Raw genomic sequence first — 14,953 nt, 5'->3', positions numbered from 1 at the left:
CTTTATTTTCAACAGCTTTTATTTAGGCTGCTTATAAGGCTGTTAGGGTTATAGTCGTTATCCTTCATCGCCTATGATACCCTTGCGCCATTAAGCCTGCTATAACCTTAAGCTAAGTTTTTACATTTTCTCTACATCAATAAACCCTTTAGTGAACGGTCACCTTAAACTGCCTATATGATTGTTAGTAAAACTTTTCCTATTCAGCCAAAAATCGTGTTTGAGCAACTCGCCCAACAACAATGGTGCTGCTTTTTACAATCGGCTGCCGATTCTCATGAGAATAACCATTTCGATATTCTAGTGGCCGATCCTATCGCCACTATTGCTTATCAAGCAGGCGTTTCACAGGTAAGCCTCGGCGAGCAACACTATCAAAGTACAAAAGCCCCCTTTGAATTATTAGAAGAGCTGCGAGAACAACTGTTTTCCAATGCGCAAACAAACGACACAGACTTTCCTTTTGTTGGTGGCGCGATGGGCTTGTGGTCTTACGATTTAGGCCGCAGTTTGGAAACACTTCCCGAGCAAATCACTCAAGATCTTAACACCCCAGATATGGCAGTTGGTTTTTATGACTGGGCTCTTATTTTTGACCACGAAAAACAACAGACTACACTCATTCAATGGCATGATCTTGGCGATCAAATACAAGCAGAAGCGCGCTTAAAAGAACGTGCTTTGTGGTTAAGTATTCAAACCTGCCAAGAAACACCAGCTTTTAACTTAAGCAGTTCATGGCGCTGTAATACAAGCCAAGCTGAGTACCAAGCTAAGTTTGCGCAAGTGCAGCGTTATTTGCTCAGTGGCGATTGTTATCAAATCAATTTAACTCAACGTTTTGAAGCGAGTTATCAAGGTAGCGAATTAGATGCTTATCAACGTCTCATTGCGGCTAATCAAGCCCCTTTCTCAGCTTTTATGCGACTTCCACAAAGTTGTGTATTAAGCGTTTCCCCGGAGCGATTTATTAGCCTTAAGCAAGGTCAAATAGAAACCAAGCCAATTAAAGGAACACGGCCACGAAGTAGCGATCTCATTCTAGATAAGCAACTTGCCGATGAGTTAAAGGCCGCAGAGAAAGACCAAGCAGAAAACCTAATGATTGTGGATTTGTTGCGCAACGATATAGGTCGCGTAGCAAAACCCGGCAGCGTATCTGTTCCCAAACTATTCGACATAGAGTCTTTTCCTGCGGTTCATCACTTGGTTAGTACTATTCGTGCAGAGTTAGCGGAGCAATATTCAGCAGAGCAGCTGTTAGCAGCTTGTTTCCCGGGTGGCTCTATCACTGGCGCGCCCAAAATACGAGCAATGCAAATCATTGAAGAGCTGGAAGCTAATCGACGAAATGCCTACTGTGGGGCGATTGGTTATATATCAGCCAACGGCGATATGGATACTAACATCACTATTCGCACCCTCGTTTGCGAAAATCAAAAGATATACTGCTGGGCTGGTGGCGGAGTGGTGGTAGACTCAAATGTAGACAGTGAATACCAAGAGATCTTTGACAAACTCAGTCGTATCTTACCAGTATTGGAGTAACACTGTTCTAAGCCAATAGGAGAAGTTATCACCAATGCCTGTTATGCAACATTATTTACAGCGGTTTCTACTTCAACTTGCCAATACCGATAGCCAACGAAGCGCAAAACATGCTGCCGCCGTGTTGTTACCAATTATCTCCCAACAAGGAGAAGAAGATAGGATTGTGCTTACCGAGCGCAGCGCACACTTACGCCACCACCCCTCTCAAATAAGTTTGCCTGGCGGCAAACAAGATCCCAAAGACATAAACCTCGCTCATACAGCATTAAGGGAAACCGAAGAAGAAATTGGTATTCCCGCGCACGTGTTCACCTTGCATGGTCAGTTACCACGGCAAACCACCGTGAGCAATTTTGCAGTACGCCCGTTTATAGCCACCACATCCGAACAGTTATTGTTTAAGCTGAACCAAGATGAAGTAGCCCAAGTAATGGTACTACCGCTACGCCCATTTCTGCAGTTAACTAACTACCACAGCTACCGCTTTACGCGAAATGGCCATAAAGAGCAGGTTTATTTTATAAAAGTAGATAAACATGTAATTTGGGGAGCTACCGCTAAAATATTGCGTGATTTTGCCATTCAATGTTGCAGATAACTGAATATACTTATAATCTCAGAATTAACATCTTAATCACATTCATGCCTTAGCAGTAGGATTAGAAATGGTAAGTTTATTTGACCTTTTTTCCATTGGGATTGGTCCTTCTAGTTCACACACCGTTGGCCCAATGAAAGCCGCAAAGCTGTTTGCTGAGCGTTTAGAAGCTCAACAAGAGCTTGCCCGCGTAGATTATCTTAAAGTAGAACTATATGGCTCCTTAGGCGCAACTGGCAAAGGTCACGGTACAGGCAAAGCAGTAATTTTGGGCTTAATGGGTGAGTCCCCAGAAACCATAGACGTTGATAAAGTAGATGCTTTGCTTCAGCAAGTTGAACAATCTGAAGAGCTTAATTTGCTTGGTAAGAAACTGGTTAATTTTGGTAACAGCGGCGCCATTGTTTTTCACCGCCGTAAACACTTGCCGGCACACAGTAACGCCCTAAGTTTTCATGCGCATTTAGATAACGGAAAAGCCGTAACCGCAACTTACTATTCTATTGGTGGGGGCTACATTATTGAAGAAGGCGAATCGACTAACGCTGAGCAGCACAATTATCCCTACCCCTTTGATAGCGCAGAGTCACTGCTAGTTCGCTGCAAAGAAAGCGGCAAAAGTATTGCGGCGGTAGTGTCAGCCAACGAGCAAGTTCACTGCTCTACTCGCACCATTAGCCAATATACCCTGCAAATTTGGAACACTATGCAAGCGTGTGTAGCACGAGGCATAAGTGAAGAAGGTATTTTACCTGGCGGTTTAAAACTCGCCCGTCGAGCTCCAAGCTTGAAGCGCCAACTGGCCTCCCAACAAAACTTAAGTTCAGACCCTTTAAACGTAATGGACTGGGTAAACTTGTATGCCCTAGCGGTGAGTGAAGAGAACGCCGGTGGCGGCCGAGTGGTTACCGCCCCCACTAATGGCGCAGCAGGAATCATTCCTGCGGTGTTGCACTACTATCACAACTTTGTACAAGAACTCGACCAAGACGCGATTAATCAGTTTTTCTTAACTGCGACCGCCATTGGCTCTCTTTATAAAACCAATGCATCTATCTCTGGCGCTGAGGTGGGCTGCCAAGGTGAGGTGGGTGTTGCTTGTTCAATGGCTGCCGCAGGCTTGGTTGCCATGTTTGGCGGTAATCCTGAGCAAATAGAAAACGCTGCTGAAATTGGCATAGAGCATAACTTGGGCCTAACCTGCGATCCAATCGGCGGTTTAGTACAAGTTCCCTGTATCGAACGTAATGCCATGGGAGCGCTAAAAGCTATCAATGCTGCTCGTCTTGCTCTGCGCGGCAGTGGCGAACACAAGGTCTCGCTTGATAAAGCCATCAAAACTATGTGGGAAACAGGATGTGATATGAAGAGTAAATATAAAGAAACCGCGCGCGGTGGCTTAGCAGTAAACATTATCGAATGTTAATGGAAATTTTGCTGTAAATATCTAGTTACTCGAGCTATCTCTTTGTTTTAGTAATAGTTAAGTGCAATTGGCACTAAAAGAATATAACATTTGTACAACATATCGGCCTGCATCTATGCAGGCCGCTTGCATTATTACAAATGGATTTGAAACTATGCTACTACAGCTCCTCTCTGGGCTATTTTTGCTCGTGTTAAAAATTGTGGCCTTTCCTTTTAAGCTCATCATTAAAGGGATCATGGCGGTAATACGTTGGGTATCAGGCTTACTAAAAGCCCTATGGCAAGTTTGGTTAGCATTTGGCCCGCGATGGTTACGTTATTCTTTTCTAAGCACTGCTATTGTGCTAGCCGGCTATTTCTCATTAAAAGCCTTTCTCAAACCTAATTTAACCTTAGAAACGGTAAATCAGGTTCATTACCTCAATAAAGGCTGGAGCAACGAGCAGCGCGAACGTTACTACTACACCCCCCAAGGCACCGAACTATTAGGTTTAGAATACGACTGGTTCGTTAACTTAGAGTTGCCTTTATCTAAAGATTTACTGACAAGCCCAGACAACATGCGTGGCTGGGGTTTTATTGTATCACCAGGGCAACAGGCCACTACGCTAAATCCGGGTAATTTACCGGTTGGTTTAGGTCGACATATTGACCCTAAATCGGGTAAAGAGCGCTTAGATCTTAGCTGTGCGATGTGCCATACCGGCGAGCTTCATTATAAAGGCAATGCCTTGCGAGTTGATGGCGGACAGGCGGTTCAAAGTATCTCAAATGCTAAACGCGGCGAATTCATTACAACCTTAGCAGCCTCGGTGGTAGCCACTTATATTAACCCGGTTAAATGGAATCGCTTTGCTGACAGAGTCGTTGGCCAAGACCCAGAACTGCGAAAACAACTACGCAAACAGATTTGGGGCTTCTTAGGCAACATTAAGCAATTTGTTACTGGTGCTGGCGCCTCAAAATATTACCCAACTGAAGAAGGCCGAGGTCGAACTGATGCGGTTGGACGTATTGCAAACGTTGTGTTTGGTTACGACTTAGATGAGCCGAGTAACTACCGTGTAGCAAACGCCCCGGTAAGTTACCCCTTCCTTTGGGACATTTGGCGCTTTGATTGGGTGCAATACACCGGCTTTACTAATCAAGCGATGGCGCGCAACGTAGGCGAGAGCCTCGGTGTGTTAGCGCCAATTAAGTTAGTCAATGATGAAGGTGAGTTGCTCACAACAGAGGAATTTGGTGAGTCGGTCATCGATTTAGCTGGTATGCATTGTATTGAAGGTACGCTGCGTTCACTAGAGCCCCCTCGCTGGCCAGAAGAGATTCTCGGCAATATTGACCTCGATAAAGCGACTCACGGAAAAGAGCTTTTCTTAGATCAATGTCAGTTCTGCCATGGCCCGCATAAAGTTGAACCTTACCAGTGGAAAGTCGCCAGTAAGGCGGGACAGAACCCAGATAATCAAATAGACGTTAACTGGCAATGGGATATGGATGGCGATGTTACTTTCGTTGGTCAACAGGCTGTACGAGAAGACTGGCGTAAAGTAATTTGGGCAATGCCTTGGGTGAAAACCAGTGTTATCGGCACCGATCCTACTGCGGCCGACAATTACATGGATCACCGTTACGATGGCAGTAAAATCATTCCTGGTTCAGAGCCCGTTAATGCGGGTGATGGCTTGCAGATTTTGCTCAATCGTCTTGTGCCTAAACTGTATCAAGATAATGGCATAAGCAAAGAACTAGTGGCTGATTACGACGGTTTAAACGTGCCTTTCCGTATTGCCAATATGCGCGCCTACAAACCGCGCCCATTACATGGCGTATGGGCAACTCCGCCATTCTTACATAACGGTTCTGTGCCGACTTTGTATGACCTACTCTCGCCACTTAGAGAGCGCCCTAAACAGTTTTATGTGGGGGATAGAGAATATAACCCTCAGCGTTTAGGTTTTGTCACAGACAAACGCCCTGGCAGTTTTAAACACGACACCAGCATTAAGGGCAACAGTAATAGCGGTCACCTATTTACCGACGTAGATATGCCCGGTCGCATCGGTCGCTTACTCAGCGTAGAAGAACGAGCAGCCATTCTTGAATACTTAAAAGTGATGGGTAATCCAGACTTTACTCAACGCTTAGGCGGCGATCCTTTAGATTGGTCAGCTTATACACAGGCGCCGACTTTCGCGTCAGAGCAGCAAGCCTGTTTAGACAGTTTCAGTGCTGCTAAAAACAACCCAGTGAAGGTGCATTAAGATGAAAAAGACTCCTATCATTCAGTGCACAATTGCAGCGAGCTTGCTGGCTATTGGATTAAACAGCGCAACGGCGACTGATTTGTACCAGGAAATGGGCATTACCAAGCCCGAGCAAGAAGCAATAATGTCGGCGATTAACTCAGCGAGAGAAATCTCTAAACGTGCAGAGCAATATAACGGCTTGCCCTACCGTCGAGATGCTCATGCAAAAGCAACCGGTTGTGCTCGAGCCACTTTCTCAATCAACCCAGATATACCAGAGCGCTTTAAAGCCGGTATGTTTGCCGACGCCGATAAGCAGTACCAAGCATGGATCCGATTTTCTAACGGAGACATGTTAGTGCAAGCCGATAGTAAAGGCGATGCGCGAGGCATGGCGGTTAAGGTGATGGGAGTGCCCGGCAAAGCCATTGCTCCTGAACTAGGCGAAAGTCACAACCAAGATTTCATCATGACCAATACCCCTGCGTTCTTTAATCGAAACATTTTTGATTATGCTGATGACATGTTGTATTTAGCTAAGTTTGAAAGAACCAAGTGGTTTATTAGTTTCTTTCCGCCACGCTTACACCCTAAGCAGTTTTATCGCGCCATTCAGACGGTTTCATCAGTGATTGATACCCCACTGAATGCACAATATTTCTCGATGTTGCCCTACCAGCTCGGTAAGAGCACTATTAAATTCTCGACTAAACCCTGCTCTGGCATGAGTTTCCCTAACAAAGTAGATAAATCGAATCCTGATTATTTAAGCAAACAGTTAGAGACCCAACTGGCCAACGGCGGAGCTTGCTTTGAATTTATGCTTCAAGAGAAAGTACCTGGCCATTACATGCCAGTAGATGATGCCACCGCGATTTGGTCTGAAAAGGCCTCACCGTTTATCACTGTAGCCACCATCAATATTCCCCCGCAGTATTTATACTCGGATCAGCAGCAACAGTTTTGTGAAAACATCTCAATGAACCCTTGGCGTGCAGTAGAAGGCTGGGAACCTTTAAGCAGTTTAAACAAGGCTCGGCGTGTGGTTTATCAAGCGGTGTCTAAGTATCGTCATTCCCAAAATAAAGTGCCTACACCAGAACCTAGCTCTTGGTGTATAAGCGAAAATGGTGAAGCGTGTGACGAGAACCAAGGCTTAATTGTTAGTAAACCTAGCTGGCCATTACCGCGCTGTTTTGACCAAAACGCTAAATCTATCGATGGCGAAACTCTCGCTAGCGATTGCAAGCAACAAGCTTACTAGACCCATAAAAAAGCCTGATATTAATCAGGCTTTTTTATTCAGAGTATTTGAATCTTCTCAAAACAATTTTGATGGTCATTCCAGCGCCAATTATTAGCCGGGTTTATCGCTACCCCTCCCCGCCAAATCTCGCCTATTTGCTCCGCAGGCACAGTCCGCTTACCCGCTAAAGCTTGTTTACCTGCATCGGTAATTTTATAACTTGAATGATTATCCCATCGAGACGAATTAGCGTTAACGATAGTAAGGAATGCAGGTTGCAAGTTAGCGAGATACAAAATGTCTTTGCACAACCAAGTATCCCCTAAGAACGTAGCCTTTTCTAAGGTTTGAACATTAACAAACAAACGCGCTAAGGCAATATCAGGGTTAGCCATTACTTGTTGGTATCGCTCAGCTGCGCTCGGCGTGGTGGTTTCTACCTGCCTAGCTTTTAGTTTTTCGCTTTCAATGCTTTCACTGCTTTCACTGCTTTCAAAGTTAGCCAGTAATATTGGTAACTCAGCGAATGGCGAGGCCAACGATTGCAAAATATAGCGTTGAGTCAAGGTTAAGCCGGTTGAGCTAGAAGGATACTCTTGGCCAAAACGCAGCAATGCTTCTTCCATAAACGGCAAACATCTTAAATCTTCATTCAATAGATTTGTAATACCATGAGGGGATTGCTCGGCGATTGTTAACCAAACCCGTTTACCCAAATTTAATTGCGCCTTGGTTAATGCGCTGCGCTGAGGATATAGCGCTTCCAACTGGGCAATATTCAGATTACCCAAACCATGGAAGTAGCTTGTACCAGGGTGCGCTCCAATACAGATCAATTGCGTTTTATCTATAAGTGACGGCGACTTAGCCAGGTGATACAGGCATTCAGCCAACTGCAATTGATCGTAGAGATCATGCTCAAACCACAGCACAATCTCGCTAAAGCTATCGAGCTTATCTAATATTTGCTGACGCTGTTGAAAGCTTTCCAAGATCTGATTTTTAGTCAGTTCTGTTTGAGGAAATGGACTGTCTAACAACATAGTCTGATAAATGAAATCAGCTCGAGCCTGTAGGTGAATTTCACCTTCAGCAGCGATGATAGGACCATCGTGAAGGACATCTCGCCAGCAAAGCACTTGGCCATCAAGTAGTGATGACTCAGCAAGCATGTCGCCAACAGAGTCGCCATTGGTAATATGTAATTGCACGACGAAATTCCTAATTAAACAGGCGAGTTACCTTAGCAAGCTCGCCTGTTCAAGTACAATCAGCTTAGCCTTGTTCAGCGGTTTGATTATCGATAAGCAGTGAGTTGCCGCTTAACTCTTTCTTTAGCTCACTGTCTAATCGCCAAATTGCTTGCCACACTAAGTCGGTCGTTTGCGCGGTGTCGTCTACCCCATGTACCAATTTCATTTGGTAATCAACCGTGTCAAAGCCAATATTAGATACATCGGTATAGACACGTTTTACCGCATCAATGGCGATTAAAGCGGCTTCGATCTTAGGGATTACGTTAAGAGGTTCAATCTCTTTACTCACCGACATTGAAAAACCACCAGTTACAATTTGGCCACTACTACTCACATTGTTTAAATTCGCATTTGCCAAGGTATTATTTGGAATAGAATACAAAGTATTGTCGGCTGTTTTCACTTTGGTGGTTCGCCAATTCATGTCAATTACTTCGCCCACTATTGGCCCACCAGAGCTACCAAGGCTAATCCAATCTCCTAACTTAAACGGCTTCTCTAAACTAATCGCAATCCCAGAAAATATATTCACCAGGTTTGACTGCAATGCCAAACCGAGAATCATTGCCACCAAACCAGAGGTCGCCAACAAGCTGGTGAGCTCTCGTTGATATACGAAGGACAAAATCGCAAATACAGCACCTATATAGGTAATGCCTCGTGTAAAGTGGCGCATAATTTTTGGCACTTGGCGGCCACTGCGTCGCTCGATGGGATCCCACAACAATACATCCACTAACAACGCTAAAGTTGAGGCGAACAATAGCCACCACAGCACATCAAAACAGTTGCTAGCAAATGATTGATTAGTATTTGGATAAGCCTGTGCCAACCAATCTAAAAATAGCGGTTCTGCCGAGGCGATAAATAAGGCGTAAAGTAGCTTATTGCCCAAGCCGTAGGCTCTCGACAACTGACCAAGTAACTTAAAATCAAGTACTAGAGCGTATAACAACCATGCTAGTACACTGGTATAAAAGATGATTTGCTGCCATTGGGCAGGAATACGTCCGCGCAGGCTAAGGGCGTTTTCATAAACTGGCGTTACCGAGTTAAATCGAGAAAACTCCACAGCTTGTCTGTCTGAGTGCAGATACTTTGGATCTCCCAAGCTTCGCTTACGCAGGGTATCTTGAAATGACAGTGATGCTTTTTGACGCCATTGGCTATTATCGAATTGAACCTTGTGCTGGTTTTTCACGTTTTTGTGAAGGCTTGTTTGGCCTAAGCCAACAATATCTGAAACATAAATGAGTTCGCTTCTAGGCAGCGTTTTGTGGCGAAAGCTCACTCCCAATTGATACTCACCAAAAGCTGCTCTGCCAGGTTTTGCATCGGCAATAAACGTTCCTTCAACTTGATAGAGTTGGTAAGTACTTAAACTGGTGTACGAAGATTCTATAGGTTTAGACAGCACCAGCTCACCCACAGAATTTAGAAATACGATGTCTTCAGCTTTAACACCAGGGGTATTTCTAAACCAGATTTTAAATTTCGCCTGAAAAGTCATGTCTAGCGTAGAGAACTGATTAATGCTTTGCATCTCTACTCCGGTATACACCACATCGGTTCGGCGAGTGCTGAGCTGACTTTCGGGAGAAATTTGCAACTGCAGTGGCGCTGATACAAACGCCCCACCACTAAATAGTCCTACTTGCATGGGGCGCTGAACATTTCCTTGATGGTCAAAATACAAGGAATGAGTTAGCCCCCTCACCGACGCGCTTTGAGAGTTAAAACTTGCCAGTTTATTTTTTACCGCTGCACGTTGGCTTGATATGCTCTTTTGGCTAAACAGCTCTGTTCCGCCAACATCAACAATGGCTGCGCTTAAGGCTGCAGAGGCGATAGTAGTCGCGTCAAAATACGCTGCAGACACACCGCTGGGTTCATACCCAAAATCTTGATGAAAATTGCGATAAAACAACTGAGTAGATTCACTGGCCACATCAAACAACATGGGGCTAACCGCTAACATGCCATTAGTGAAGTAACCAGACACTTCTTGCTCTTGGCTACGCTGTTTAAACCGCTCTGGAAAACTCTGTTTACCGATTGATGAGCTACCAATAAACGTCCAGTTAGGATGTTGATGTTTTAGTTGGCTAACTAATACTTCACCTTGAACATCGCCTACCGCTAAAAACACCGCGCCGGTGTGACCAAATTGACTAATTTCCCGGCTTATTTTGTGGGCCTGCTTCTCAATGTTACTGCTTGGTTCAACCATAAAGGGTTTAGTTTCTATACCAAACAGGTCGGTGCGAGCTAAAAATGCATCGGCCAGGGATACGCCAAATTTATCGTTGCTAAAAATCATTACAACTTTGTCTTTGGCCAAACTGGCAATGTAATCGGCTACGAAACGCCCTTGTAGCTTGTTATCTGGAATAACGCGAAACGCCCAATCATTGTTTTGAGTAATTTCAGGTGCGGTGGCGGAAGCGCCAATCATCGGCATACCAATGCGTTGATAAATTTTGGCTGCCTCAACTGAGGTATCAGAATCGCGATGGCCAAGAACCGCTATAACATTGGAGCTATTAACAAATTGATTGGCTATTTGCTCAGCTTTGGCGATGTTATTTGCATCATCGTACTGCTGAACAGACAGCGCTATTTGGCTGTCTAAACGTTGCTGATTATATTGTTTAACAAATAGTTCAGCGCCTCTCACCATGGCCAAGCCTTTGTCGGCTTCAGGCCCAGTCATTGGCCCAACAACAGCTAATACCAGAGTGTTGGTACTGCTGTTGCTCAACCAATGCTGTAAGTTTTCGTAACTGGTCACAACAGCACTGATTAACACCGCTAAGCAGCCCAGTACTAACATGCGTCTGCGTAAGGTCCATCTCATCGTCAAAATAGTCTTCCTTTGCTATTTTTATTCAAAATAATTATCAGTAGCACGAGCAAATGCCTCTAATACTTTAGGCACTTGGATTTCACGTTTAAGCAATGCCTCGCGGCGCAGCGCGACAATGTATTGCTTAGATACTGTTACTGGCATTTGTGCCAAATTAGAGGGTTTATCCACCAACTGCATCGCGCGAGTAAATGCGACTTCTCCTTGCTCGAATGGAGACGCGCCAATAGACAGCATCATGCCGTCTTCTGAATTAAAGGCATTAATGCCAATTATTGGTAAAGGCGAATGTTGTTCGGTCCATTGTGCGACATCCTCGGCAGATACAAACTCACCACCCTCGCCGCCTAACAACTTACGGTAGCCACCAACCAGTAAAAACTGATAACGCCCAGCCAAAGACAGCACGGTTTGCTTCCATTCCTCAAAGCTACCCACCGCCAAATGGCCTTGGTAAAGAATCGGATCCCACTGCTGTTTGGCAAGGTAATCCGCGTCATGTTTCGCAGAAGAAGACTTATCAGATAAATAGATAACCTTTCCATTTAACTTTCCGGGCGTAGGCTGAGCTTCCACCAACAAGCGCAATACTTCTTTAATCGCCGACACTGATTTTCGTTCCAAAATCCCCGTTACATTATTGGCATTTTGGTAACCGTAAGTTTCAAGTTCGGCATTTACACCGGCAAAAACAATCTGTAACTCAGGGCGGTCTAAATAATCCACCGCCACTAAACGCTGGGCGTCATCGTCAATAACAATCAATACATCGGGAAGATAAGAATCTACAACTCTATGGGCTACCACTGCAGCTCGGCGTTTAGCCGCTTCACTAGATTGATTTTTAGTGTTCATGTAGTGGTAACGAATATCCACATTTAGATGCGCGGTTTTCACCCGTTTAATGCCTTGATTAACCGTGCGAGTCCACGAGTAGTCGGTATCGTAGCTATGTAAAATTAAAATCCGCGGGCGAGACGCCCCCTCAACTAATGTGATGGTAATGGTGGCCACCAAAAAGCTTAACATCACAATACTTAATAAGATTTTTTTCATTAAATAAGCCCCATGCTTTGCCAATAAGGAATACTGGCGTACACCGCAATTAACTTAAATAAGTAGATTGCAACATTCATCTTCATGAGTTTGGCTTCGTCGTCGCTAACCACCCCAGTGGTTAAACTGAGGAACTGCATGTAATAAGACGCTTGAAACGGCCAAAAAAAGCTTTCTGAAAGAAACAGCACTAAGAACCCTATTACCCAGGGGTTAACGCCAACTTCAATCGATGCAGGGATAAGCAAGGTCGCTAAGATGACCACGGTGGCGTTAATCGGTAATACCAGTCTCACTAAACTCACGATTAGCGCTAACATGACCACAAATAAGGCCAAGCTTTCTTGCATATAAGCTGCTAACCAATAAATTTTTCCGGTCAGCCATACGTCTAGTTCAACTTGGTGAATAATGTCGACCATACCGATTAAAGAACCGAGAAAAACTAGAAAGCTCCAATCAATCTTTTGCCTAAATTGATTAGGGTTTAGAAAGCCAAACATCATCAAGTAAAACAAAATAGCCAACGCAACCCATGCCACTTCTATTCTGTGAATATTGGCAAATAGTAAACTGGCGATAAGCACAATTAGACCAAGAATAGACGACCATTCTGCGGGGTTTAACGGGCCCAGAGTTTTTAGCTGTTGATCACTAATCGATTTAGGGATGGTTAAGTTTTGGTTATTGCGATAAATCCAACACAGTGCAATGACATAAAGTGACAGCAAAACTAAACCACAAACCACAGCGGCAATTAGCCAGTCTAACCATTGAAAGTATTGCTGAACTTGCTGAGGCAGCATACCCAGCACAATAAAGTTAACCGATTTGCTGCTCACGAAAATAGGCGACAGTAAGCTCGCGCCAAACAACAAGCTGGCTTTTAAACGTGGCCCTTCTTGTTCGCGAGCTTCTTTTGAAGCGCCACTGAGCAAGTCTTTTAAGAAAGGGGCAACAATAGTTACTCGGCCATTCACCGTTGGCACAACTGGCGTAAGTAACGCTCCGACACTAAAAAAGCTAAGGTTGTACCAAATCTTTGAGGCTGGCCCAATTAACAGTAAATGCAATAACATGCGATAGCTTAAGCCTGAAGAACGTATCACCGCACTTAAGCCCAAAATGCTTAAAGCCATAAAAAAGCTATTGCTTGAAAATCCTGAGAAGGCCGATTCGCTACTGGTAATCCCCAACAACACCGCGCTTAGCACCGCAAATAAACCCGGCACATAATCGGGCAGTAAACGAAATATCCACATGATTGAGCATATGCCCAGAATGGAAGCAAAATAGATGGCATCTTGATGCAGGCCTTCGTCGCTATATTGCAAGCCCATGTAAATCATAACTGGGGTAATTAAAGCAAACAGCCAACCAATCAGTAATCGATATCCAATCTCAACTTCTGGCTGTTTGGATAAATCTACTTCTACATGGGTTTGCCCAGCTAAACGTGCGTGAAAACTATCTAGCAAACTTTGCTTGAAGCTTGAATACCTAACCAGAGTTTTTATTGTTTCCAACGGGAGCACAACTACCTCGGCGCAATCAACAACTTCAATATCGTAAATGTAGCTGCGCATACCGAGCGCTGACTCCTCCCCAAAAAAACCACTAATAGGCCCTTTAATTTGGTCTTTATTGGTAGTTTCTAGCTCTCCTTCTAACAAATAATAAAGCTTATCTGCAGTATCACCGGTATGACAAAGACGCTCGCCAGCAGCTAGTTTCTCGATACTTATATTTGCTAATAACCGTGCCAGATCTTCTTTATCACACCCAGCAAAGGCCGGCGTTGCCTTGAGAAAATCCCCCAATGCTTGTAACTGCGCTGAATCACTCATGGCAATATTGCTCCGTAGCGGTGACCGCATTTACTTGATACTCAGCACCGGGAACCAAAATGTATTCACTTGCGCCTTGACTAGACGCAGGGTTACCCCAATCGAAGGTGTAACCTAAGCCGGTCCAAGGAACGCCTGCCGAAGCTCGAAAGCTTTTGAAATATAATTGTTGGTAATAATTGGCGTAGTTATCTATCCCCTTTACCGAACCAGTAATGGTGCTTGCCTCTAATTGGCAACTGCTATCGTTAGTTTCTGGGTCAACACAAGGGCGAAATAGATCGTCAGGCTTAACATACAGACTCACTATAGCGTCGTAATGCCAATTGGGGTCAAGACCTAGATATTGCTTTAAGCGCAAGGCTAATTGTTCCTGCTCTAAACCAGGATGTTGTTTAACGTAGATTTGGCAAAACTGACGTAACTGCGGCGCCAAGCTTACCCAAATTGGATAGTCTGGATTTTCTGAACTGTGGGTGTTAGGTAAGATGAACTGGTCAATCGCTTGTTGGCTTTTCCAAGTCACCACCAACACTTTGTCGCCTTGCTCGTTCCATTGCAGCAACTCATTTTGTTGGTTGAGAGCAAACAAGTTATGATTCACATCTTGGTTACTTGGAAATGCAGCTTGAACAACTGCGTCTTGGTAGTTGCTGTCAAAGTTCGTTAAATGTTGGCTACAGCCAACTAACGCACTGAGGCTTAAAAGCAAGCTCGTTGCGGAGGTTGTTAAAGGTTTCACGATTTGTCCCTAAATCTATCTTGGCAATTCCATTGCCACTGCGTGCATATAACCAAAATGCACTAGCTAATTGTTACCATAAATGGAATTTTGTATTTGTTATTAATATGTAAC

10 protein-coding genes are annotated in these 14,953 nt (G+C 44.4%); 5 read left to right on the top strand and 5 right to left on the bottom strand.

The features are described from left to right. Positions 1–177 precede the first annotated feature (177 nt). The 5 genes from pabB (at position 178) to Q4549_RS01685 (ending at position 7,090) form a co-directional block, all read left to right on the top strand. Entirely contained in the window at positions 178–1,548 is a 1,371-nt protein-coding gene (gene pabB, locus Q4549_RS01705) for an aminodeoxychorismate synthase component I (RefSeq protein WP_303552873.1), read from the top strand. Positions 1,549–1,582: 34 nt separating this feature from the next. Further along, positions 1,583–2,149: a CoA pyrophosphatase gene (locus Q4549_RS01700; protein WP_303552874.1), complete on the top strand. Its 567-nt coding sequence runs from the start codon at positions 1,583–1,585 to the stop codon at positions 2,147–2,149. 67 nt (positions 2,150–2,216) lie between these two features. After that, positions 2,217–3,575, top strand: a complete 1,359-nt coding sequence (locus Q4549_RS01695; RefSeq protein ID WP_303552875.1) for an L-serine ammonia-lyase — start codon at positions 2,217–2,219, stop codon at positions 3,573–3,575. Positions 3,576–3,729: 154 nt separating this feature from the next. Continuing rightward, positions 3,730–5,841, top strand: a complete 2,112-nt coding sequence (locus Q4549_RS01690) for a di-heme-cytochrome C peroxidase (protein WP_303552876.1) — start codon at positions 3,730–3,732, stop codon at positions 5,839–5,841. Position 5,842: 1 nt separating this feature from the next. After that, on the top strand, positions 5,843–7,090 hold the full coding sequence (locus Q4549_RS01685) for a catalase (RefSeq protein ID WP_303552877.1): 1,248 nt from the start codon (positions 5,843–5,845) through the stop codon (positions 7,088–7,090). Positions 7,091–7,128: 38 nt separating this feature from the next. Here Q4549_RS01685 and Q4549_RS01680 read toward each other — a convergent pair whose 3' ends face one another. The 5 genes from Q4549_RS01680 to Q4549_RS01660 all read right to left on the bottom strand — a co-directional run bounded on the left by Q4549_RS01680 (position 7,129) and on the right by Q4549_RS01660 (position 14,839). Next, positions 7,129–8,283, bottom strand: a complete 1,155-nt coding sequence (locus Q4549_RS01680) for a DUF1835 domain-containing protein (protein ID WP_303552878.1) — start codon at positions 8,281–8,283, stop codon at positions 7,129–7,131. A gap of 64 nt (positions 8,284–8,347) precedes the next feature. Beyond that, a complete protein-coding gene (locus tag Q4549_RS01675; protein ID WP_303552886.1) occupies positions 8,348–11,185 on the bottom strand; it encodes an ABC transporter substrate-binding protein in 2,838 nt (945 codons plus the stop codon). Between the two features lie 27 nt (positions 11,186–11,212). Next, positions 11,213–12,250 carry a hypothetical protein gene (locus Q4549_RS01670; protein ID WP_303552879.1) on the bottom strand — a complete coding sequence of 346 codons (1,038 nt, stop codon included), beginning with the start codon at positions 12,248–12,250 and terminating at the stop codon, positions 11,213–11,215. Further along, positions 12,250–14,097: an SLC13 family permease gene (locus Q4549_RS01665; RefSeq protein ID WP_303552880.1), complete on the bottom strand. Its 1,848-nt coding sequence runs from the start codon at positions 14,095–14,097 to the stop codon at positions 12,250–12,252. Before Q4549_RS01665 ends, Q4549_RS01670 begins: the two co-directional genes overlap by 1 nt. Then, a complete protein-coding gene (locus tag Q4549_RS01660) occupies positions 14,090–14,839 on the bottom strand; it encodes a hypothetical protein (protein WP_303552881.1) in 750 nt (249 codons plus the stop codon). Before Q4549_RS01660 ends, Q4549_RS01665 begins: the two co-directional genes overlap by 8 nt. Positions 14,840–14,953 lie beyond the last annotated feature (114 nt).

Origin of the sequence: Agarivorans sp. 2_MG-2023 (genome assembly GCF_030548085.1) — a bacterium.
Taxonomy (GTDB): Bacteria; Pseudomonadota; Gammaproteobacteria; order Enterobacterales; family Celerinatantimonadaceae; genus Agarivorans.
Note: the sequence above shows the minus strand (reverse complement) of the source record. Positions and strands in the feature narration are given on the sequence as shown.